Annotated in this window: 17 protein-coding genes and 2 pseudogenes; 3 read left to right on the forward strand and 16 right to left on the reverse strand. The window is 71.8% G+C overall.

Annotated features, from left to right (window positions below; translation table 11 throughout):
• Nucleotides 1-3 precede the first annotated feature (3 nt).
• Nucleotides 4-318, forward strand: a complete 315-nt coding sequence (locus IH00_RS45425; RefSeq protein ID WP_420710878.1) for a DUF6191 domain-containing protein — start codon at nucleotides 4-6, stop codon at nucleotides 316-318.
• Here the strand turns inward: IH00_RS45425 and IH00_RS0114645 are convergent.
• The 3 genes from IH00_RS0114645 to IH00_RS0114655 all read right to left on the reverse strand — a co-directional run bounded on the left by IH00_RS0114645 (nucleotide 199) and on the right by IH00_RS0114655 (nucleotide 4,181).
• Complete coding sequence (locus tag IH00_RS0114645) at nucleotides 199-3,276, reverse strand: helix-turn-helix transcriptional regulator (RefSeq protein ID WP_420710876.1); 3,078 nt, start codon at nucleotides 3,274-3,276, stop codon at nucleotides 199-201. The genes IH00_RS45425 and IH00_RS0114645 overlap by 120 nt on opposite strands.
• Nucleotides 3,277-3,286: 10 nt before the next feature.
• Nucleotides 3,287-3,484 (reverse strand): hypothetical protein, encoded by a 198-nt coding sequence (locus IH00_RS0114650; protein ID WP_031073552.1) that lies wholly within the window; start codon nucleotides 3,482-3,484, stop codon nucleotides 3,287-3,289.
• A 139-nt stretch (nucleotides 3,485-3,623) separates the two neighbouring features.
• Nucleotides 3,624-4,181, reverse strand: coding sequence for a GNAT family N-acetyltransferase (locus IH00_RS0114655; protein WP_031073554.1), 558 nt, complete (start codon nucleotides 4,179-4,181; stop codon nucleotides 3,624-3,626).
• Nucleotides 4,182-4,591: 410 nt separating this feature from the next.
• Between IH00_RS0114655 and IH00_RS0114660 the strand changes: the two genes are divergently transcribed.
• On the forward strand, nucleotides 4,592-5,986 hold the full coding sequence (locus tag IH00_RS0114660; RefSeq protein WP_031073556.1) for a S41 family peptidase: 1,395 nt from the start codon (nucleotides 4,592-4,594) through the stop codon (nucleotides 5,984-5,986).
• Between the two features lie 95 nt (nucleotides 5,987-6,081).
• Here IH00_RS0114660 and IH00_RS0114665 read toward each other — a convergent pair whose 3' ends face one another.
• From IH00_RS0114665 to IH00_RS0114680, 4 genes and pseudogenes are all read right to left on the reverse strand, one after another.
• Nucleotides 6,082-8,292, reverse strand: coding sequence for an MMPL family transporter (locus IH00_RS0114665; protein WP_031073558.1), 2,211 nt, complete (start codon nucleotides 8,290-8,292; stop codon nucleotides 6,082-6,084).
• Between the two features lie 176 nt (nucleotides 8,293-8,468).
• Nucleotides 8,469-8,660: pseudogene (locus IH00_RS44055) on the reverse strand (phospholipase domain-containing protein); the annotation flags it as partial.
• Between the two features lie 195 nt (nucleotides 8,661-8,855).
• Nucleotides 8,856-9,803: a polyphosphate kinase 2 gene (ppk2, locus tag IH00_RS0114675; RefSeq protein WP_031073562.1), complete on the reverse strand. Its 948-nt coding sequence runs from the start codon at nucleotides 9,801-9,803 to the stop codon at nucleotides 8,856-8,858.
• Between the two features lie 10 nt (nucleotides 9,804-9,813).
• The gene (locus IH00_RS0114680; RefSeq protein WP_031073563.1) at nucleotides 9,814-9,984 is read right to left on the reverse strand and encodes a DUF5670 family protein; all 171 of its coding nucleotides are present in this window, start codon (nucleotides 9,982-9,984) and stop codon (nucleotides 9,814-9,816) included.
• A gap of 173 nt (nucleotides 9,985-10,157) precedes the next feature.
• On the opposite strand from IH00_RS0114680, the gene IH00_RS40230 reads away from it, so the two are divergent.
• Nucleotides 10,158-10,331 carry a CsbD family protein gene (locus IH00_RS40230; protein WP_078887752.1) on the forward strand — a complete coding sequence of 58 codons (174 nt, stop codon included), beginning with the start codon at nucleotides 10,158-10,160 and terminating at the stop codon, nucleotides 10,329-10,331.
• Between the two features lie 457 nt (nucleotides 10,332-10,788).
• On the opposite strand, the gene IH00_RS0114690 is transcribed toward IH00_RS40230, so the two are convergent.
• From IH00_RS0114690 to ligA, 9 genes and pseudogenes are all read right to left on the reverse strand, one after another.
• Nucleotides 10,789-11,340: an EF-hand domain-containing protein gene (locus IH00_RS0114690; RefSeq protein ID WP_031073566.1), complete on the reverse strand. Its 552-nt coding sequence runs from the start codon at nucleotides 11,338-11,340 to the stop codon at nucleotides 10,789-10,791.
• Between the two features lie 755 nt (nucleotides 11,341-12,095).
• Nucleotides 12,096-12,206 (reverse strand): annotated as a pseudogene (locus tag IH00_RS43360) (IS5/IS1182 family transposase); the annotation flags it as partial.
• Between the two features lie 52 nt (nucleotides 12,207-12,258).
• Complete coding sequence (locus IH00_RS0114695) at nucleotides 12,259-12,810, reverse strand: SRPBCC family protein (RefSeq protein WP_031073568.1); 552 nt, start codon at nucleotides 12,808-12,810, stop codon at nucleotides 12,259-12,261.
• Between the two features lie 141 nt (nucleotides 12,811-12,951).
• Nucleotides 12,952-14,463, reverse strand: a complete 1,512-nt coding sequence (gene gatB / locus IH00_RS0114700; RefSeq protein ID WP_031073570.1) for an Asp-tRNA(Asn)/Glu-tRNA(Gln) amidotransferase subunit GatB — start codon at nucleotides 14,461-14,463, stop codon at nucleotides 12,952-12,954.
• Between the two features lie 16 nt (nucleotides 14,464-14,479).
• Nucleotides 14,480-14,719: a hypothetical protein gene (locus IH00_RS0114705; RefSeq protein WP_031073572.1), complete on the reverse strand. Its 240-nt coding sequence runs from the start codon at nucleotides 14,717-14,719 to the stop codon at nucleotides 14,480-14,482.
• Nucleotides 14,716-16,209 (reverse strand): Asp-tRNA(Asn)/Glu-tRNA(Gln) amidotransferase subunit GatA, encoded by a 1,494-nt coding sequence (gatA, locus tag IH00_RS0114710; protein ID WP_031073575.1) that lies wholly within the window; start codon nucleotides 16,207-16,209, stop codon nucleotides 14,716-14,718. The genes IH00_RS0114705 and gatA overlap by 4 nt, the downstream gene beginning before the upstream one ends.
• A 7-nt stretch (nucleotides 16,210-16,216) precedes the next feature.
• Nucleotides 16,217-16,513, reverse strand: a complete 297-nt coding sequence (gatC, locus tag IH00_RS0114715) for an Asp-tRNA(Asn)/Glu-tRNA(Gln) amidotransferase subunit GatC (RefSeq protein ID WP_016642027.1) — start codon at nucleotides 16,511-16,513, stop codon at nucleotides 16,217-16,219.
• A 225-nt stretch (nucleotides 16,514-16,738) separates the two neighbouring features.
• Complete coding sequence (locus tag IH00_RS0114720) at nucleotides 16,739-18,841, reverse strand: putative bifunctional diguanylate cyclase/phosphodiesterase (RefSeq protein ID WP_031073578.1); 2,103 nt, start codon at nucleotides 18,839-18,841, stop codon at nucleotides 16,739-16,741.
• Nucleotides 18,842-19,080: 239 nt separating this feature from the next.
• Nucleotides 19,081-21,264, reverse strand: a complete 2,184-nt coding sequence (ligA, locus tag IH00_RS0114725; protein ID WP_031073579.1) for an NAD-dependent DNA ligase LigA — start codon at nucleotides 21,262-21,264, stop codon at nucleotides 19,081-19,083.
• Nucleotides 21,265-21,272: the final 8 nt, after the last annotated feature.

Raw genomic sequence — 21,272 nt, forward strand, 5'->3', positions numbered from 1 at the left:
CTGATGGAAGAGCTCTTCGCGCCGGGCCGCAAGCACACCCGTGACGAGGAGCGCCGCCTCGCCCTGACCCGTGAGGACCTGGGGGACAACGACCCCTCGCGCGGTCCGATAGACCTCACGTCGGGCCGGGTCACGATCCGCGTCGCTCCCCGGGCCGGCGACACTCCCGAGCCCCCGGCGCCGGCGCCCCGCGGGGCGTCAGGCGGTGGCCCCGGACAGCAGGTGGAGGCGGTGGGCGAGGGCGGCCGCCTCGCCACGGCCGGAGACGCCGAGCTTGGACAGGATGTTGGAGACGTGGACGCTCGCCGTCTTCGGTGAGATGAACAGCTCCTCGGCTATCTGGCGGTTGGTGCGGCCCTCCGCCACCAGTCGCAGGACGTCCTGTTCGCGGGGCGTCAGGCCGAAGCCGTCACCGGTCTCCTCCCCGGGGCCGGGCGCGGCGGGCTCGGGACTCAGGGGAAGCCGGGCACGGGCGGCGAGCAGTTCGAGCTCCTCGCGCAAGGGATGGGCCGCGAGGTGGACGGCGACCAGGTGCGCCTCGCGCAGCAGCGCGGCGGCCCGCTCGCGGCTGCCGCCCTCGACCAGCAGCGCGTCGGCCCAGCGGTGCCGGACGCGGGCGAGGTCGTAGGGGCGCTCCAGCGGAGCGAAGGCGCCGGCCACCTCCGCCCAGCGGTCGGCGTCGGTGCGGCCCTCGGCGCGGTCCAGCTCGGCGGCGACGTAAAGGGCGTAGGCACGCCAGAGGGGGACGGGCGTGGCGAGCTGCCGGGCGCAGGAGCGGATCAGTTCCAGCGCCTCGGGTCGCCCCTCGGCCGAGGAGGGCAGCCCCAGGGTGTCCGCCTCGGCGGTGGCGGCGGTGAGCAGGAGCGGCCAGGCGTACCGATGGCTGCCGGTCGGAAACCCGGTCCGCGCGGTGCGGGCGAGTCCGGTGCGTACGTCGGCGATGCAGCCCCGCGCTGCGGCGGCGCCCAGGGCGAGCCGGTCCAGCGGCAGCAGGTACTGCATCATCGGGTCGTGCTTGCCGTAGGCCTCGTGGGCGAGCGCCACGTGCTCCTGGCACAGGGACGCCTCGCCGCGGAGCAGGGCCATCTCGGCGCGTTTCTGGTGCGCGGAGCCGCGCGGCTTGGTGCTGTAGGCGATGCGCTGGAGCCGGTGGGCGCCCTCGCTCGCCTCGTCCCAGTGGCCCAGCGAGATCTGTGCCTCGATCAGGTTGCTGAGGACCCAGCCCTCGTTGTCGATGAGGCCGCGGCTGCGCGAGTACGCGACGCCTTCCGTGGCGACCCGTACCGACTCACGGGACCGGCCGACGGCCTCCAGGCAGGAGCTGAGGTTGGTGTAGGCGCGCCCGGTCTCGGCGCGCAGGCACAGTTCGCGGGCCCGGTCCCGTACCGCGTACATGGTGGCCAGCCCGTCCTCGATGTCACCCGCGTCGACCATGAGGCCGCCGAGGGTGAGCCGGGCGTTGAGTTCGATGGGCTCGGCCTGGACGAGCCGGGCGTACTCGACGGCCCGTTCGGCGGCGGCGAGGCTCTCCGGGCCGGGGGCGTGCAGCATGCCCCAGCCGGCGGCGACGGCGAGGACCCGGGCGTGCACGGCGGACGGCGGCAGACCGCTGACCAGTTCCTGGGCCCTGGCGATCTCGGCCCAGCCGTCGCCGCGGCCCAGGTTGGAGATGAGGCGGGAGCGCTCGGCCCAGAACCAGGCGGCGCGCAGGTGGTCGTTCTCCTCGTCGAGGAGGCGCAGCGCCCGCTTGACCGTCTTCAGGGCCCGTTCGCGCTCGCCGCACAGCCGCGCGGCGACGGCGGCCTCGGCGAGCAGGTCGAGGTAGCGCAGCGGGGTGGCGTCGGAGTCGCAGCCGCACGCGGGGTAGGCGTCGGCGTGGTCGATCGGCCGCAGGGAGGCGCGGACCTCCTCGGGGACGTCGTCCCACAGCTCCATGGCCCGCTCCAGCAGGCGGAGTTGCTCGGCGTACGCGTGGCGCTTGCGGGTCTCGACGGAGGCCTGCAGGACGACGGGGAGGGCCTTGGCGGCGTCGTGGGCGTGGTACCAGTAGCTGGCGAGCCGGGTGGCGCGCTCGTCGGCCCGTACGAGCGCGGGTTCGGCCTCCAGCGCTTCGGCGTACCGGCGGTTGAGGCGGGAGCGCTCGCCGGGCAGCAGGTCGTCGCTGACGGCCTCGCGGACGAGGGAGTGCCGGAAGCGGTACCCCTCGCCGTCGGGCACGGCGAGCAGGATGTTGGCGTTGACGGCGGCCCGCAGCGCCTCGATGAGGTCGTCCTCCGGCAGCCGGGCGACCGCGGCCAGCAGTCCGTACTCGACGGTGGAGCCGCCCTCGGCGACGGTCCTGACGACCTTCTGGGCGTCCTCGGGGAGCCGCTCGACGCGGACGAGCAGCAGGTCGCGCAGCGACGCGCTGAGCTCGCCGGGGCCGCAGTCGCTGCAGACGGCGAGCTCCTCGACGAAGAAGGCGTTGCCGTCGGAGCGGCCGAAGATGTCGTCGACCAGGGCGGGGGCGGGCTCGGCGGCGAGGATGCCGGTGAGCTGGCGGTGCACCTCGGTGCGGGTGAAGCGGGGCAGCTCGATGCGGCGCACGGTGCGCATCCGGTCCAGCTCGGCGAGCAGGGGGCGCAGCGGGTGGCGGCGGTGGATGTCGTCCGCGCGGTACGTGGCCACGACGACGAGCCGTCCTCGGCGCAGTGTGCGGAAGAGGTAGGCGAGGAGGTGGCGCGTGGAGGCGTCGGCCCAGTGCAGGTCCTCCAGGGCGAGGACGACGGTACGGTCCGCGGCGATGCGTTCGAGCAGGCGGACGGTCAGCTCGAACAGCCGGGCGGTGCTGTCCTCGTGGTGCGGCTCGTGACCGGCCGCGTCGCCCAGTTCGGGCAGCAGCCGGGCCAGTTCGCCCTCCTGGCCCTCGGCGGCGGCGACGAGCTCGTCGGGGAGCAGTCGGCGCAGGGAGCGCAGGGCGGCGGAGAAGGGGGCGAAGGGCAGCCCGTCCGCGCCGATCTCCACGCAGCCGCCGACGGCGACGACGGCGCCCTCGGCGCGCGCCCGGTCGAGGAACTCCTCCAGGAGCCGGGTCTTGCCCACGCCTGCCTCGCCGCCGACGACCAGTGCCTGCGGCTCGCCCGCGGCGGCGCGGGCGAGCGCTTCGGTGAGTTCGGTCAGTTCGCCGGCTCTGCCGACGAACACCGGGCTGACGGACCTGGTTTCCACGTCGCCGAGCATCGCACAGGCGTCCGACCACGCGGGACAGGATTTCGGCAGGACGGGCGCGGCCGCCATGGCGCCGGGCTCACGCGGCCCGGGCGAAGCGGGACCGCGGGCTGTCGCCGGTGCTGTTCACCGGCCCTTCGGGGCCGTTGCCGCCGGGGCGGCGGACGGTGGTGCGGCGGGCGCGGCGGCCGTTGCGGACGAGTCCGGCCAGCCGGTGGGCCTCCGCCTGGCGGACGAGGTCGGCGTGGCGGGCCCGGTGGAGTTCGTACGCGAACATCGTGTTCTCCCTGGTCGAGGTGGGACGTGCGGTGTGTCTCCACTCTCGTGCGCCAGGTGGGGCGGCCGCATCGGGCGAGTGCCTCATCCCGGGGCCCCGGAGGGCCTTAGGCGGGCACCCGCCCGCCCCGGGGCGGGGTCTAAGTCGTGCGCAGGGCACGCCATTCGGGGGCGAGGACGGACCAGACCTCCATGTCGTGCCGGACGCCCCGGTAGGGGTACGACTCGCGCAGCACGCCGTCCTTGCTCATGCCGAGGCGCTTTGCGACGTTGATGCTGGCGGTGTTCTCGGAGGAGACGTGCCATTCGACGCGGTGCATGCCGCGCTGCTCGACCGCCCAGTCGATCAGGACGCGGGCGGCGCGGGTGACGAGCCCGCGTCCGGCGGCCGTGGGTTCCAGCCAGCAGCCGGCTTCGCACACCCCTGTGGCCACGTCCATGGTGCGCAGCATGACCCCGCCCACCAGGACGTCCTCCAGCCAGATGCCGCAGATGCGGCCGGTGTCGGCGGCGGCCTTGTCGGCGTAGCCCTGGAGGAAGGCCCGCGTCGCGGGCAGGTCCGTGCAGACGTCGGGCAGGCCGACGTACCGGCCGATGTAGTCGCGTCCCCTGTCGAGGTGGGCGAGGTACTCCTCGGCCTGCCACGGTTCGAGGGGACGCAGTTCCGCTCCGTCGTCGCCCAGGGATATCGCGTACATCGTCCTCAGTCCTCCACGACCGGCAGGGGGTGTCCTGCCGATCATGCCGGGCCGGCGGCGTCCGGCACACGCATTTACCGGCTGTGGCCGGCCGCCCGTGTCCCCCGTCGCCCTTCGGCACGGGAGGCGCCCCCACCGCGGTGGCTCCCTCCTCCGCCTGGCAGCTGCACGCACCGGACACCGCTCGTCGGGCCGACCCGGCCGGCAGGACACCCCTGGGCCGTGTCGTCGAAGTCTCGTCCGGCTGGCGCCACTTCGAGGACACTCCCCAGGTGTGTGCTCCCCGGGTACCGCGGGTAGCGGGGGCTGGCCCCACCCCCGATCGGCCGGGCAGCCGGATGGCCCGGTGGATCCCCTGTCGGCGACCGTGGGGTGGTACCCAGCAAGTCACCCACAGACAAGGCAAGATCGTGCGCATCGTCACGGCCACCGCCGTCGTCCTGGCCCTCGTCGGCGCAGCCGCGCCGGCCGCCACCGCCCACCAGCCGGCCACCGACGGAATCTGGCGCACCGACGGCTACGGCACCGTGCTGTCCATCCGGAACGGAACCCTCCAGGAGTACCAGATCACCGCCGTCAGCTGCATCGCGGGCGACACCGCGCAGCGGACCGGCCCCGGCGCCTACACCGCGCCTGGAGGCACCGTCCTCACCGTGCGCACCCGCGGGGACCGCGACCGCGCTTCCGTACGGCTGGACGGCGACGTCGGCGAACGGAACCTGCGCCGGATGACGGAACTACCCGACGCCTGCAGGCGTCCCGCCCCCGGGGGCCCGCTCGCCTCCTTCGACGTCTTCTGGCAGTCCTTCGAGGAGAACTACCCCTTCTTCGCCGCCAAGGGCATCGACTGGCACGCCGTACGCGACCGCTACCGGCCCACCGTCCACGAAGGGACGACCCCGGACGAACTCTTCGCCGTCTTCAGCAGGATGGTCGAGCCGCTCCACGACGCCCACGTCGCCGTCCGGGACGCCGACGGCGACGGCGACGGCGACCCCGACCGGGCCTTCGCGCAGGTCCGCCCAGGCACCGTCCGGCCCGACGGGAAGCTCGACGCCAAGGTCAAGAAGTTCGTCGTGGAGCGCGACCTCAAGAACGCCCGGACCCTCCAGGACTTCGCCGCCGGGCGGATCACCTACGCCGACCTCCCCGGCGGGCAGGGCTACCTGCGGATCTCCGGCTTCGGCGGCTACGCGGGCGGCGAGGCCTCCTACGCCGCCGAGCTGGCCGAGCTCGACAAGGCGCTCGACACGGTCCTCGACCAGGAGCGCACCCGGCACCTGAAGGGCCTGGTCATCGACCTGCGGATCAACGGCGGCGGCTCCGACGCCATGGGGCTCCACATCGCCGGGCGGCTGACCGACACCCCCTACCTCGCCTACTCCAAGCGGGCTCGCAACGATCCCGCGGACCCCACCCGGCACACGCGCCCCCAGCCCCTGTACGTCACGCCCGCCCAGGGCCCCCGCTACACCGGACCGGTCGCCGTGCTGACCGGCGGCTCGACCGTCAGCGCGGGAGAGACCTTCACCCAGGCCCTCATGGACCGGCCCGGCCGGACCGTGCGGATCGGGCAGCCCACGCAGGGCGTCTTCTCGGACGTCATGGTGCGCAAGCTCCCCAACGGCATGTCGGTCTGGCTGCCGAACGAGGAGCTGCTGAGCCGGTCGGGCAGGACCTTCGACGGCGCGGGCATTCCGCCGCACCTCACCGAGCCGGTCTTCACCGCGGAGGAGTTCGACCAGAACAAGGACTCGGCCTTCGACCGGGCCGTGAAGGTCCTGCGGGACCGGGCGGCGTCTTGAATGATCATCGCTGGTGGATCATGTCGCCCCGTCCTTCGAAGCAGCCGTCACCCTCGCCTCACTCCTGATGGGGGCGTGACATTCGACGACAGAACCTAGGGCACGAGTTCCCCGTCCTCGCTCGTGCGCTGACCGGCGATCCTCGCACGGGTCGTGGCGCGGGCCTCGGGGGTTTCGATGCTGATCCGCGGCAGGATCCGGTCCAGCCAGCGCGGCAGCCACCAGTTGGCGCCGCCGAGCAGGTGCATCAGGGCGGGCACGAGCAGCGTCCGCAGGACGAAGGCGTCGAGGGCGACGGCGGCCGCCAGACCGATGCCGAACATCGCGATGACCCGGTCGCCGGACAGGACGAACGCCAGGAAGACGGCGATCATGATGACGGCGGCGGAGTTGATCACACGGCTGGTCTCGGCGAGGCCGACCCGGACAGCCCGCCGGTTGTCGCCGGTTTCCAGCCACTCCTCGTACATCCGGCTGACCAGGAAGACCTGGTAGTCCATGGACAGGCCGAACAGCACGGAGACGGCGATCACCGGGAGGAAGGGTTCGATGGGCCCGGCCCGGCCGAGGCCGAGCAGTTCGCTGCCCCAGCCCCACTGGAAGACCGCGACGACGATGCCGAAGGCGGCGGCGACGGCGGCGACGTTCATCGCGGCGGCCTTGAGCGGGATGCCGATCGAGCGGAAGGCGAGCAGGAGCAGCAGGCATCCGAGGGCGATGACGACGCCGACGAAGAGGGGCAGCTTGCCGATGATGACCTGGGCGAAGTCGTCGTAGCCGGCCGTGACGCCGCCGACGTGCACCTCCAGGGAGGTGCCGTGCCCGGCGCGCGGCAGGACGTCGTCGCGCAGCCGGTCGACGAGGTCGCTGGTCTGCTGGGACTGGGGTGCGGAGTCGGGGACGACGGTGAGGACGGCCGTGTCGCCGCTCGCGTTGTAGGCGACCGGGCTGACCGTCTCCACGCCCGGGGTGTCGCGCAGCGCCTCGGGCAGGGCGGTGAGGGCGAGCCGGTCGTCGGCGCCGTCGAGCTCGGCGACCAGGGTGAGGGGGCCGTTGACCCCGGGGCCGAAGCCGTCCGCGAGGAGGTCGTACGCCTTGCGGGTGGTCGTGGTGGCTGGATGGTTGCCCTGGTCGGAGGTACCGAGGTGCAGGCCGAGCGTGGGCAGGGCCAGGACCAGCATGACGACGGCGGCGATGCCGCCGAGGAGCTTGGGGTGGCGTTCGACGAAGGCGGACCAGCGGGCGGCGAAGCCGGTCGGCGGTTCGGGCTGCGGGCCGTGCTCGGCGAGCTTGCGGCGCTCGCGGCGGGACAGGGCGCGCATCCCGATGAAGGACAGCAGTGCGGGCAGCAGCGTGACGGACGCGGCGACGGTCAGGACGACGGTGAGCGAGGCGGCGATGGCGACGCCGTTGAGGAAGCCGAGCCGCAGGATGAGCATGCCGAGCAGGGCGATGCAGACGGTGGCTCCGGCGAAGACGACCGCCCGGCCGGTGGTGGCGACGGCGTTCCGGGCGGCTTCGGCGACGGGCAGACCGCGTTTGAGGTTCTTGCGGTGCCGGGTGACGATGAAGAGCGCGTAGTCGATGCCGACGCCCAGTCCGACGAGCATGCCCAGCATGGGCGCGAAGTCGGCGACCGTCATGGCGTGGCCGAGCAGCACGATGCCCGCGTACGCGGTGCCGACGCCGACGAGGGCGGTGGCGATCGGCAGCAGGCTGGCGGCGAGCGAGCCGAAGGCCAGGAAGAGGACGACGGCGGCGACGGCCACGCCGACGATCTCGGCGGTGTGCGAGGCGGGCGCCTCGGTGAGGGCGATGGCACTGCCCCCGAGCTCCACCTGGACGCCGTCGCCGGCGGCCTGGCGCGCGGTGTCGACGACGGCCCGGGCCTCACCCTCGGTGATGTCCTCGGCCGGCTTGTCGAAAGTCACGGTGGCGTAGGCGGTCCGGCCGTCCTCGCTGATCCCGCCGGCGCCCTCGTCGTCGTACGGACTGATCACGGCGGCGATGCCGGGCAGCTCGGCGACCTCGTCCAGCATGCCGGTGACGCGCTCCTCGACACCGGTGGCGCGGACACTGCCGCGGTCGGTGTGCCAGACGATGGTGTTGCTGTCCCCGCCGGTGCCCCGGAAGCCTTCCTCGAGGAGGGAGGCGGCCCGCCCCGACTCGGTGCCGGAGACCCCGTAGTCATTGGAGTACGCGGGGCCGGCGATGCTCGCGGCCGCCGAGACGCCGCCGAAGGCGAGAAGCCAGAGCAGGACGGCGACGAGGCGATGATCGATGCACCACCGGGCGAGGGCTGCCAACGGGTTGCTCCCTGTGGTTCGTGCCCCTATATCGGGGATTGCCCGTATAGAACACATGAATTTCGTACGGTCACTCTGGCAGCCTAAAGTGATCGTTTGCCCTTTTCGTGGCCTTACTCACAGCGATACGCGCCGGTGAGGGGCTGTGAGAAAGGCCACGCCCGGTGAGGTGTCCGGCCGGAGACACCCGGACAGCCGTTCTCGATGCGCCCCATGAGGCGGCGGCGGAAGCCCTCCGGGCCGGTGACCTCGACGTCGCACCGGTCGTGTGCGTCGGCGGCGGAGTGCACGACGGTACGGGTCCGGCCGGGCTCGGCGGTGATCGTCCGGGTCCGGTGCCCCGGGTTCGCCTCGTCGACGTGCCCGACGGCCGGACGGTCGCACGCGTCATCGGGCCCGGTCGGCACCGTGCCGCAACCGGTCCGCACCGGACAGGCATGATCGACGGGACTCGGGGCAGAAGCACCGCACCCCCCACGGGACAGTCCGGTCCCGTGCATGGCCTTGCCGCCCCCACTGCGGGGGCGGCAAGGCCATGCACCAAGCGTCCGCGGGGGTGCCCCCTACGTGCGGGGGTGCTCCCCCGGGCCGGTGATGTTGTCCGCCAGCGGGGTGGGCGACAGGACGCTGTCCTCCTCACCCGGTTCGAGCAGGGTCTGCGCGGCCCCGACGATCAGCGGGTCCGGAGTGCCGACCGCCTCGGGGTCCTTCCGGTCGTAGTCGATGCGCCACAGCAGGTGCCGCATGGCCTCCAGACGGCCGCGGCGCTTGTCATTGTTCTTGACGACCGTCCACGGCGCCTCCGTCGTGTCGGTCGCCCGGAACATGGCGACCTTCGCCGTGGTGTACTCGTCCCAGCGGTCGAGGGACGACAGGTCGGTCGGGGAGAGTTTCCACTGCCGGACGGGATCCACCTGACGGATCGCGAACCGCGTGCGCTGTTCCGACCGGGAAACCGAGAACCAGAATTTGACGAGGACAATCCCGTCCTCGACCAGCATCCGCTCGAATTGCGGGCATTGCCGCAGGAACAGTTCGTACTCGTCCTGCGAGCAAAATCCCATCACCTTTTCCACTCCGGCCCGGTTGTACCAGGACCGGTCGAAGAAGACGATCTCACCGGGGGCGGGCAGGTGGGCGATGTAACGCTGGAAATACCACTGCCCGGATTCCCGCTCGGTGGGCTTGTCCAGCGCGACGACCCGGGCGCCGCGGGGATTCAGGCGTTCCATGAACCGTTGTATGGTCCCGCCCTTGCCCGCGGCGTCCCGGCCCTCGCAGACCACGACGAGCCGTCCACCGGTGTCCTTGATCCACCGCTGGAGCTTCAGCAGCTCGATCTGCAGCACGCGCTTGGTGCGTTCGTACTCACCGCGCCGCACCTTGCGGTCGTACGGGTAGTTCTCCTGCCACGTGCGCAGGGGCATGCCCTGCCCGTCCAGCAGGATCGGCTGCTCGGGCCGGCTGTCGTCAACGGTCAGCCCGCCCAGCAGCTCCTTGTCCGGGTCCACCGGTACTCGCCTACCAGCGGTACCAGCGGCCGCGTGTCCCACTGGGACCTGCGGAGCGCATGACGAAGCCGAGCAGCCAGACCACCAGGACGATGACGGCGATCCACCACAGAGCCTTCAGGGCGAAACCCGCACCGAAGAGGATCAGGGCGAGCAGAAGAACGAGAAGCAAAGGGACCATTGTTTTCCACCTCCGATCCGCCGTATGCCCCGCCTTTCGGGTGACACACCTTCCGTGGCCGATTCCGTGCGGGTGTGCGGTGAAGGCGTCCCTTCGGGTGACGGATGCGTTTGCCGGACGCGCGGCCGGTTACGCGGAAGGTTGTCGTTGTTCCCGTCGAAGGAGTGATCCTCGTGTCGGCAAACGAAAAGGCCAAGGCGAAGACCGAGCAGGCCAAGGGCAAGCTGAAGGAGGCCGCGGGCCGGGCGTCGGGCAATGAGGAACTGGCGACGGAAGGCCGGGCCGAGCAGGCCCGCGGCGACGTCCGGCAGGCGAAGGAGAAGGGCAAGGACGCCTTCAAGCGGTAGGCGGAAGCTCGCTCTTCCGGGGGCCGTTCCGGCATGGATGCCGGGACGGCCCCCTCGCGTGCGCGGCCCCGCCCTTCCGGCACGGCCCCCGGGCCGGGAAAGGGGGCCCGTCGCGCTCGGCCGGCGCTGCCGGAACGATTCGCCCGGCCCGGGAACCCGGGCCCCCTCGCCCTCGGCCCGCCCTTCCGGCACGGGTTCACCCCGGGATTTCGGCGGGGCCGGGAAGCTGCGACCCCGAACCGCGCGCGGCCATGACGGTGCGAGGTGGGCCAGGCGTCGGCCCAGACCCTTGGGCAGCGTCGACGTCGAGCTGGTGGACACCTGGAGTGGTTGGGCCGCGCAGGTGACTACACCTCGGCTCCTCGCAGTGGAGCGAGTCGCACCGTCATGACCCCGTTCGTCAGGTGAGTCAGCCCCCGTAGTGAGTACGGTTGGGGGCCGGCTCACCCGTACCGACTCAGACGTGCCCGAAGAAGAGGCTGCCCGGCGCGTCAGGGTTGCCCGAGAGGTAGTGCTCACGCTGCGCACGGATGAACTCCTGACGGGAGATCACCCCGTCCCCGTCGGTGTCCAGCTTGGAGAACATGGACATCGCTTCGGGCGAGTCGCTCCTCCACACGTCCTTGAGGAAGCGGGTGAACTCGGCCTTGCTGATCTCGTTGTCGCCGTCGACGTCGATGACGTCGAAGATCACATGACCACTGCCCTCGACCATGTTGAGCCGGCTGGTGTCGACGCTCGCGAGGTACTGAGCGGTGACGAACTGGTCCTTCGTGAGCCGGTTCTCCTGTGCGCCGATGTGACGAAGCAGCTCCAGCCAGTACGTCTGGACGAAGGCGTGGAGCGCCCTGGCCCGACGGTCGTCCTTGCCGAGCTTGTAGGCCTCCAGGAGGCGGTCGGCGAGCTTCTGGTAGTCCGACCCGTCGACATAGCCGTCGTTGTTGCCATCCAGCGCTTCGAACGTACGTTCGAGCTTGGTGGTGATGAAGTCCTGCGCCGCAATAGTCATACTGCGTCCCTTTGGCGTGCGTGTGGGAGAGATTGGCATGTTGATCATCACTGGGCCCCTCGTGAGGCCGCAACACATCGAGCCCGCCCTTCATCCCTTCGGGCGACCGTGCCCCCCTCACTGTGGCCCTGTTGGTGGATGTTGGCGGCGTGAGGGGGAACCCGATGCCAGCAGGGTGAGGGCTGTGCGTCGGCGCCGTGCTTCGCCGCCTGCGCGTTCCTGTCGCGAACGCCGCCCGGGTACCCCTGCTCGGGTTCGCGGAGAGGTCTCCAGGGACTGCCCGTCACTACCGTGTTGCGGCGACGGACACGGCGTGCCGAGAGGCGATGCACCGGATCTCCGTGCAAGGCGTCGTCATGGCAGAGCGAGTGAGACGGCTCGCCGGCCGGTCACTGGGCGCGGCGCCTCCGCCCCTGTGTCCTGAACTGGAGTGAGCGCGTGTTGAAGCCGTCGGGTCCGACGCCCCTCCGGCGGGCCGGGTCGTGCTGATCACAGGAGCCTCGTCCGGACTGGGGGAAGCCTGCGCGCTCCACCTGTCCGGGTGGGCTTCCATGTCATCGCAGGGGTACGACGCCCCGAGGACGGGGAGCGGTTGCGCGTTGCCGCCATGGGGCGGCGGACCCCGCTGGTCGTCGACGTGACGGACAGAAGTCGGTTCAGGCAGCCGTGCACGAGGTCACGGACCTGGCCGGTGACGCCGGACCGTGGAGGCTGGTCAACAACGCGGGCATCGCCGTCACGGCCCCGCTGGAGTGCGAGCAGGTGCGGTACTTCCATGCGATGGCTTCCAGGGTTCGGCGGTGGCCGGCCCATCGCCGCCCACGGACCGGATCGGCCGGCATCAGCGGCTCGATCCGGTCCCGCATCGCATCAGTGATCACTGATCGGACGGACCTGTCCGATCAACCGACCAGCCGATCAAAGAGACACGCTCTGGCCCTCGGCGGTCTCCGCCAGCGCCTTGATGCCCCGTAGCGACGCCTCGATGTTCGCCCGGAGCTCCTCCAGGCGGGAGGACACGATCTGCTCCTCCCGGTCCGGCATCCGGTCTATGGCCAGGCTGACCCCGGAACGCGCCGGCCCCAGCCGGGCCGACTGGTGCAGCCGGGTGCCTCCGGCCTCGGGGCTCAGGGTGAAGCGCCACGTGGCCAGGGGCCGGTCGAAGTCCGGGGCGCCGCCCCCGAAGACGCCGTCCGGATCCACCACGGCCCAGCCGAACACCCGCTGCTCCCGCAGCTCCACCACGCGGGACATCGTCCGCCACTCGCCGAGCAGGGGGTGGCGGTTGTGCCCGACGAAGGTCTCCCCGAGCGCCGGAGCAGTCGTCGCCGCGTCCGTCCACTCCGCACGCTGCAGTTCGGGGCTCAGCCTGGCCGGCAGCTGAATGTCGGTCACCAGCTCCCAGACCCGCTGCGGTGGCGCCCCCACGTGGACGTCGCACTCGACCCGGGGCCCATCTGCGTAACGCATGTGTCCTCCTCAGTGGTGATCCTCCGCGCAACAGCACGTCGGCGGATCATCATCCCGGACCGGCCGGCGCGCGGGCACCGTTCGCCGGATACGACTCGGCCCCCGTGCTCCGCGAGGGAGCACGGGGGCCGGTGAGGTGGGTCAGCCCTCGACGCCGAGCTTCTCCAGGATCAGCTCGCGCACGCGGGCGGCGTCCGCCTGGCCGCGGGTGGCCTTCATGACGGCACCCACCAGGGCGCCGGCCGCGGCCACCTTGCCGCCGCGGATCTTGTCCGCGATGGCGCCGTTGGCGGCAATCGCCTCGTCCACGGCCGCGCCGAGCGCGCCCTCGTCGGAGACGACCTTCAGGCCGCGCTTCTCGACGACCGTGTCGGGGTCGCCCTCGCCCGCCAGCACGCCCTCGATGACCTGGCGGGCCAGCTTGTCGTTGAGGTCGCCGGACGCGACGAGCGCGGAGACACGGGCGACCTCGGCCGGGGTGATGGCCAGCTCGTCCAGCGGGGTGCCGGACTCGTTGGCGTTACGGGCCAGCTCGCCCATCCACCACTTGCGGGCCTGGTCGGCCGGGGCGCCCGCCTCGGTCGTGGCGACGATCAGGTCGACCGCGCCCGCGTTGAGGATCGCCTGCATGTCGAGCTCGGAGATCCCCCACTCCTCGCGCAGCCGGTTGCGGCGCACGCGCGGCAGCTCGGGCAGCGTGGCGCGCAGCTCCTCGACCCACTCGCGGGACGGGGCCACGGGGACGAGGTCGGGCTCCGGGAAGTACCGGTAGTCCTCGGCCTCCTCCTTCACCCGGCCGGAGGTGGTGGAGCCGTCCTCCTCGTGGAAGTGGCGGGTCTCCTGGATGACCGTGCCGCCCGCGTTCAGCACGCCCGCGTGGCGGCTGATCTCGAACCGGACGGCCCGCTCGACGGAGCGCAGCGAGTTGACGTTCTTCGTCTCGCTGCGGGTGCCGAACTTCTCGGTGCCCCGGGGGCGCAGCGACAGGTTCACGTCGCAGCGCATCTGGCCCATCTCCATGCGGGCCTCGGACACGCCGAGCGCCTTGATGAGCTCGCGCAGTTCGGCGACGTACGCCTTGGCCACCTCGGGGGCGCGCTCGCCGGCGCCGACGATCGGCTTGGTGACGATCTCGATCAGCGGGATGCCGGCGCGGTTGTAGTCGAGCAGGGAGTGGGACGCGCCGTGGATCCGGCCGGTGGCGCCGCCGACGTGGGTCGACTTGCCGGTGTCCTCCTCCATGTGGGCGCGCTCGATCTCCACGCGGAAGACCTCACCGTCCTCCAGCTGGACGTCCAGGTAGCCGTTGAAGGCGATCGGCTCGTCGTACTGGGAGGTCTGGAAGTTCTTCGGCATGTCCGGATAGAAGTAGTTCTTCCGGGCGAAGCGGCACCACTCGGCGATCTCGCAGTGGAGGGCGAGGCCGATCTTGATGGCGGACTCGACCGCGGTCGCGTTCACGACCGGGAGCGAGCCGGGCATGCCGAGGCAGGTGGGGCAGGTCTGCGCGTTGGGCTCGGCGCCCAGCTCGGTCGAGCAGCCGCAGAACATCTTGGTGCGGGTGCCGAGTTCGACGTGCACCTCGAGGCCCATGACGGGGTCGTAGGCGGCGAGGGCGTCGTCGTACGGCACCAGTTCGGTGATGACGGTCACGGTGAAACTTTCCCTCTCAGCCGAACAGGACGTCGTCGTCGCCGACGCGCTTCAGCTCGCGCACCAGGATGGCGAGGCCGGTCGCGATGGCGGCGGCGGACACGACGGCGTCCAGCAGCAGCAGCGTGTCGCTCTCGGTGCGGGCCTTGCGCAGCTGCTTGACCACGCTGAGGGCGCCGAACGCGGTGGTGCCGATGGACAGATACGTACCGGTCTTGGACTTCTTGAAGCCCTTGGCCTTGGTCAGTGCGCTCACAGCGACGGAGCCTCCTCCAGCAGCGGGTGGCCCCAGCGTGCCACGAAGGCGGCCTCGACGGCCGCACCGACCGTGTAGAGGCGGTCGTCCTTCATGGCGGGGGCGATGATCTGCAGGCCGACCGGGAGGTTGTCCTCCGGGGCGAGGCCGCAGGGCAGCGACATGGCGGCGTTGCCGGCCAGGTTGGTCGGGATGGTGCACAGGTCGGCGAGGTACATCGCCATCGGGTCGTCGGCACGCTCGCCGATCGGGAAGGCGGTGGTCGGCGTCGTCGGGGAGACGATCACGTCGACCTGCTCGAAGGCCTTCTCGAAGTCCCGGGTGATGAGCGTGCGGACCTTCTGCGCGGAGCCGTAGTACGCGTCGTAGTAGCCGGAGCTGAGCGCGTACGTGCCGAGCATGATGCGGCGCTTGACCTCGGCTCCGAAGCCGGCCTCGCGGGTGAGGGCGGTGACCTCCTCGGCGGAGCGCGTGCCGTCGTCGCCGGTCCGCAGGCCGTAGCGCAGGCCGTCGAACCGGGCGAGGTTGGAGGAGCACTCGGACGGGGCGATCAGGTAGTACGCGGAGAGGGCGAGGTCGAAGGACGGGCAGTCCAGCTCGACGATCTCGGCGCCCAGCTCCTTGAGCAGCTCGACGGACTCGTCGAAGCGCTGCACGACGCCGGCCTGGTAGCCCTCGCCGCGGAACTGCTTGACGACGCCGACGCGCATGCCCTGCACGGAGCCGTTGCGGGCGGCCTCGACGACCGGCGGGACCGGGGCGTCGATGGAGGTGGAGTCGAGCGGGTCGTGGCCGCCGATGACCTCGTGGAGCAGCGCCGTGTCCAGGACCGTACGGGCGCAGGGGCCGCCCTGGTCGAGGGAGCTGGAGAAGGCGACCATGCCGTAGCGGGAGACGCCGCCGTAGGTCGGCTTGACGCCGACGGTGCCGGTGACGGCGGCGGGCTGGCGGATGGAACCGCCGGTGTCGGTGCCGATGGCGAGCGGGGCCTCGTACGACGCGAGGGCGGCGGAGGAGCCGCCGCCGGAGCCGCCGGGGATGCGGGTGAGGTCCCACGGGTTGCCGGTCGGCCCGTACGCGCTGTTCTCGGTGGACGACCCCATGGCGAACTCGTCCATGTTGGTCTTGCCGAGGATGACGACGTCGGCGGCGCGCAGCTTCCGCACGAGCGTCGCGTCGTACGGCGGGATCCAGCCCTCGAGGATCCTCGAGCCGACGGTGGTCGGCATGTCCGCGGTGGTGAAGATGTCCTTCAGCGCGAGCGGCACGCCCGCGAGCGGGCCGAGCTTCTCGCCCCTGGCGCGCTTCTCGTCCACGGCGCGGGCCTGGGCGAGCGCGCCCTCGCGGTCGACGTGCAGGAAGGCGTGGACCTTCTCGTCGACGGCCTCGATGCGGGCGAGGTGGGCCTCGGTGACCTCGACGGCGGTGAGCTCGCCGGATGCGATCTTCTCCGCGATCCCGGCGGCGGTGAGCTTGATGATGTCCGTCATGGCGGTGTTAGTCCTCCCCCAGGATCTGCGGCACCTTGAAACGCTGCTGCTCCTGGGCGGGCGCGCCGGAGAGCGCCTGCTCGGGGGTGAGCGAAGGACGGACCTCGTCCGCGCGCATGACGTTGGTCAGCGGCAGCGGGTGGGAGGTCGGCGGTACGTCTTGGTCGGCGACCTCGGAGACGCGGGCGACCGCGCCGATGATGTCGTCGAGCTGTCCGGCGAAGTGGTCGAGCTCTTCGTCCTTCAGCTCCAGACGCGCCAGCCGTGCGAGGTGGGCGACCTCCTCGCGCGTGATGCCAGGCATGCAGCGATCCTCAGGGGTGAGTGTGATGGTTTTGGCCCAATCCTATGGGGCCGGGCCCCATGCCCGTGAAACGGTTTCCCCGGGGGCCCCGCGGCGCTGTCCGCGCGTCCCCGGATCGGCCGTGTGCACCCCTGCTGCGCCACCTGCTCCCGGGCCCTGCGTCCCGTGACCCGCGGCGGCGGCGCCGGCCGGGCGGGGCCGCCCGGCGCGCGGCGGGTGCGGCGGTTACTGGACCACCTGTCCGGCGTCCTTCGGGGGCGGGAGTTCCGCGGTGGGCCGGGGTGCCGGGGCGTCCCGGGCGCGGAGCCAGGCGGTGGTCTCGGCCGGCGGCATCGCCGCGGCGACCAGCCAGCCCTGGACCGCGTCGCAGCCGAGGTCCCGCAGGCGCTCCCACGTCTCGTCGTCCTCGACGCCCTCGGCGACCACGAGGAGGCCCAGCGAGTGGGCGAGGTCGACCGTGCAGCGGACGATCTCGGCGTCCTCGGTGTCGACGGCCAGGCGTGCCACGAAGGAGCGGTCGATCTTCAGCTCGCTGACCGGGAGGCGGCGCAGGTGGACCAGGGAGGAGTAGCCGGTGCCGAAGTCGTCCAGGGACATCTTCACGCCGTGGCCGGTCAGGCCCGCGAGAGTGTCCGCGGCGCGCTGGGGGTCCTCCAGCAGGACGTGCTCGGTTATCTCCAGTTGCAGCGCCCCGGCCGGGACGCCGTGCCGGGCGAGCCGCGCGGCGACCGCGCCCGCGAAGCCGGGGCTGTGGACGTCCCGCGGGGAGACGTTCACCGCGACGGGGACCTCCAGGCCCTGGGCGCGCCACTTCGCGACCTGGCCGAGGGCCGTCTCCAGGACGTACTCCGTGAGGTGCGGCATCAGGCCGGAGGTCTCCGCGATGGCGATGAACTCGTCGGGAGGGACCCGTCCGCGCTCGGGGTGCACCCAGCGCACGAGGGCCTCCAGGCCGGCCACGTGCCCGTCGAACCCGACCTTGGGCTGGTAGTGCAGTTCGACGTCGCCGGCGTCCAGGGCGCGCCGCAGGTCGCCGAGGAGCCCGAGCCGGTCGGGGGTGTTGGAGTCGCGCTTGGACTCGTACACCTCCACGCCCGTACGGTCCCGCTTGGCCTGGTACATCGCCACGTCGGCGCGCTGCAGGAGCCCTTCGGCGTCGGTCGCGTGGTCGGGGAAGACCGCGACGCCCGCGCTGGCCTCCAGGACGAGCGTCAGCCCGTCGAGGTCGAGCGGCGAGGAGAGTTCGGCGGCGAGCTGCCGGGCGATCCGCTGGGCGCTCGTCGTGGAGTCGGCGGTCGGGAGCAGGACGGCGAACTCGTCCCCGCCGAGGCGGGCCGCCTCGGCCCCGCGCGGCAGGGCCAGCCGCAGCCGGTCGGCGATCTGGAGGAGGAGCCGGTCGCCCGCCAGATGACCGAGCGTGTCGTTGACCGACCGGAACCGATCGAGGTCGATCAGGACCAGGGCCGTCCTGAGGCCCTCGCCCTCCGCGTCCTCCAGCGCGGTCCAGGTGCGCTCCAGCAGCCACTGACGGTTCGGCAGCCCGGTGAGCGGGTCGCGCAGTTGTTCCTCCGCCCGGGCGCGCGCGATCCACAGGGTGGAGTCGAGTGCGATCAGCGGGACGGCGAACAGCGGCAGCAGCACGGGCAGGGAGACGGCCACGGCGCAGATCAGGGGGGCGATGCCGAGCAGCGCGACGGCGACCAGCCCCTGGCGCAGCAGGGCCGTACGGGCGGCCGTCGGCAGGCCGCCGCCCTGCGGGGCCAGCGTGTACCACAGCATGAGCCGGGTCACCACCAGATACGCCACCGCCGCCAGCGCCACTTCCGGTACGGCTTCGATCCCCCATTCGAGGGGCTGCCACGGTCGTTCGACGCTCGGCACGTCCCCGAACGCGGCGAGCACGAGCGCGGCCACACCGATGCCCAGGATGTCCGCGGCGCCGTGCAGCAGCCCCTGCCGCCAGCGGTGCCGTCGCGCCGCGCCGACCAGCACGACGACGGCGAGGCTCACCAGTCCGGCCGGCAGCCACCCGTACAGCAGGAGGACGGCGAGCGTCAGCGCGGCGCCCGATCCCGTGCCGCCCCACCAGCGGTCGCGGCCGAGGGCCACGAGGTGGGCGACGATGATGCCGGTGAGCACGGCGAGCGACCAGCCCGCCGTGCCGCCGGGGAAGAGTCCGTGGCCCTCGCGCACCGCGCTGGTGATGCCGGTCGCCAGGAGGAGCGCGGCCAGGGCCACCGCCGTGGCGGGGAGGCGCGCCGCGATACCCGTGCAGGCCGCGCGGGCACGCGGCCGTGAGACCGGGGCGGCACTCTCGGTCGGTTTCATTCCGTCCCTCTCACAGCCGGCTGTGCCGTTGCCACGTGATGGCCCGTCGTCATGCCACCACGGCCGGAACCGGACCCCGCGGCCGTGCACGACAAACGCACGTCTCAACAGTAGGCCGCGGAAGGCTCCGACGGGCACCGCTCTACAGCTCTTGCCCGAATGCGACCCGGCCACCCTTATCCATCTGGTATGCGCTGAACGGGTGACGTTTTCCGGTCGTTCCGTGGCTTGTCCCCGGCCTACTGTTCGACGGGTACCGCCGCCTCCTTCGCCGCGTCAGGCCCTTGTTCCAGCAGGACAGCGAACCCGTCCTCGTCCAGAACCGGAACCTTCAGTTGCATGGCCTTGTCGTACTTTGAACCAGGGTTGTCACCCACCACCACGAAGGCGGTTTTCTTCGAAACGGAACCGGTCACTTTCGCTCCGCGGCTCTGGAGCGCCTCTTTTGCGCCATCCCTGGTGTGGTTCTGCAGGGTGCCGGTGACGACCACCGTCAGCCCCTCCAGCGGACGCGGGCCTTCGTCCTCCCCGGAGCTCTCCTCCTCCATGCGGACGCCCGCCGCCCGCCACTTGCGCAGGATCTCCCGGTGCCAGTCCACCTCGAACCACTGCTTGAGCGAGGCCGCGATGGTCGGCCCGACGCCCTCGACCGCCGCCAGCTCCTCCTCGGTGGCCTGTTCGATCCGGTCGATCGAGCGGAACTCCCGCGCCAGCGCCTCCGCCGCCACCGGACCGACATGACGGATCGACAGGCCCGTGATGATCCGGGCGAGCGGCCGCTGCTTGGCCGCCGCGATGTTCTCCAGCATCGCCAGCGCGTTCTTGCGGGGCTCGCCCTGCTGGTTGGCGAAGACCGTGACGACCTTCTCCTCACCCGTTCTGGCGTCCCGCTTGGGCAGACCGCTGTCCTGGTCCAGGACGTACGCCTTGATGGGCAGCAGCTGCTCGATGGTGAGGTCGAACAGATCGCCCTCGTCCACCAGCGGCGGTTCCGCGGGCTCCAGCGGCTTGGTGAGCGCGGCCGCCGCCACGTAGCCGAAGTTCTCGATGTCGAGGCACTTGCGGCTGCCCAGGTAGAACAGCCGCTCCCGCAGCTGCGCCGGGCAGGTGCGCCCGTTGGGGCAGCGCAGGTCGACGTCGCCCTCCTTCATCGGCCGCAGCGGCGTACCGCACTCCGGGCACTCCGCCGGCATCACGAACTCCCGCTCGGTGCCGTCCCGCAGGTCCACCACCGGCCCGAGGATCTCCGGGATGACGTCACCGGCCTTGCGCAGCACCACCGTGTCACCGATGAGCACGCCCTTGGCCTTGACCACGTCCTGGTTGTGCAAGGTGGCGAACTCGACCTCCGAGCCCGCGACCGTCACCGGCTCCACCTGCGCGTACGGCGTCACCCGGCCCGTACGGCCCACGCCCACGCGGATGTTGACCAGCTTGGTGTTGACCTCCTCCGGCGCGTACTTCCAGGCGATCGCCCAGCGCGGCGCGCGCGAGGTGGACCCCAGCCGCCCCTGGAGCGGGATCTCGTCGAGCTTGACGACCACACCGTCGATCTCGTGCTCCACGGAGTGCCGGTTCTCCCCGAAGTACGCGATGAACTCCCGCACGCCGTCGATGCCGTCGACGACCTTGTTGTGCCGCGCGGTCGGCAGGCCCCACTCCCGCAGCAGTTCGTACGCCTCCGACAGGCGGCGGATCTCAAGGCCCTCGCGGGCGCCGATGCCGTGCACCACCATGTGCAGCGGGCGCGTCGCCGTGACCTTCGGGTCCTTCTGGCGCAGCGAACCGGCCGCGGCGTTGCGGGGGTTGGCGAACGGCTTGTCACCGGCCTCCACCAGCCGGGCGTTGAGCTCCTCGAACTTCTCCATCGGGAAGTAGACCTCGCCGCGGATCTCGACGAGGGCCGGGATCCGGTCGCCCTTCAGCCGCTCGGGGACGTCGGCGATGGTGCGGATGTTCGGCGTGATGTCCTCGCCCGTCCGCCCGTCGCCGCGCGTCGCCGCGCGGGTGAGCCGGCCGTTCTCGTACGTCAGGTTGACGGCGAGGCCGTCGACCTTCAGCTCGCACAGGAAGTGGTGGTCCGAGGTGCCGACCTCCTTGGCGACCCGGTCCGCCCAGGACGCCAGCTCCAGGTCCTCGAAGGCGTTGTCCAGCGAGAGCATCCGCTCGCGGTGCTGGACGGCGGTGAACTCCGTCTCGTACGCCCCGGCGACCTTCTGGGTCGGCGAGTCGGGCGTCCGCAGCTCCGGATACTCCTCCTCCATCGCCTCCAGCGAGCGCAGCAGCCGGTCGAACTCCGCGTCGCTGATGACGGGCTGGTCCTTCACGTAGTAGCGGAAGCGGTGCTCCTCCACCTGCTCGGCCAGCTGCGCGTGCTTCTCCCGTGCCTCGGCCGGCACCGCGTCCTGCTGTTCGACAGCCACCGTGTTCC

Source organism: Streptomyces sp. NRRL S-118, assembly GCF_000716335.1.
Taxonomy (GTDB): Bacteria; Actinomycetota; Actinomycetes; order Streptomycetales; family Streptomycetaceae; genus Streptomyces.

Bases quoted from the DNA above. Each gene is read 5' to 3' on its own strand.
- IH00_RS0114720 (WP_031073578.1), bottom strand. From the start codon at position 18,841: ATGAAACCGACCGAGAGTGCCGCCCCGGTCTCACGGCCGCGTGCCCGC.
- IH00_RS0114690 (WP_031073566.1), bottom strand. From the start codon at position 11,340: ATGACTATTGCGGCGCAGGACTTCATCACCACCAAGCTCGAACGTACG.
- IH00_RS0114650 (WP_031073552.1), bottom strand. From the start codon at position 3,484: ATGTTCGCGTACGAACTCCACCGGGCCCGCCACGCCGACCTCGTCCGC.
- IH00_RS0114695 (WP_031073568.1), bottom strand. From the start codon at position 12,810: ATGCGTTACGCAGATGGGCCCCGGGTCGAGTGCGACGTCCACGTGGGG.
- IH00_RS0114680 (WP_031073563.1), bottom strand. From the start codon at position 9,984: ATGGTCCCTTTGCTTCTCGTTCTTCTGCTCGCCCTGATCCTCTTCGGT.
- IH00_RS45425 (WP_420710878.1), top strand. From the start codon at position 4: ATGGAAGAGCTCTTCGCGCCGGGCCGCAAGCACACCCGTGACGAGGAG.
- IH00_RS0114655 (WP_031073554.1), bottom strand. From the start codon at position 4,181: ATGTACGCGATATCCCTGGGCGACGACGGAGCGGAACTGCGTCCCCTC.
- gatC (WP_016642027.1), bottom strand. From the start codon at position 16,513: ATGCCTGGCATCACGCGCGAGGAGGTCGCCCACCTCGCACGGCTGGCG.
- IH00_RS0114645 (WP_420710876.1), bottom strand. From the start codon at position 3,276: ATGGCGGCCGCGCCCGTCCTGCCGAAATCCTGTCCCGCGTGGTCGGAC.
- gatA (WP_031073575.1), bottom strand. From the start codon at position 16,209: ATGACGGACATCATCAAGCTCACCGCCGCCGGGATCGCGGAGAAGATC.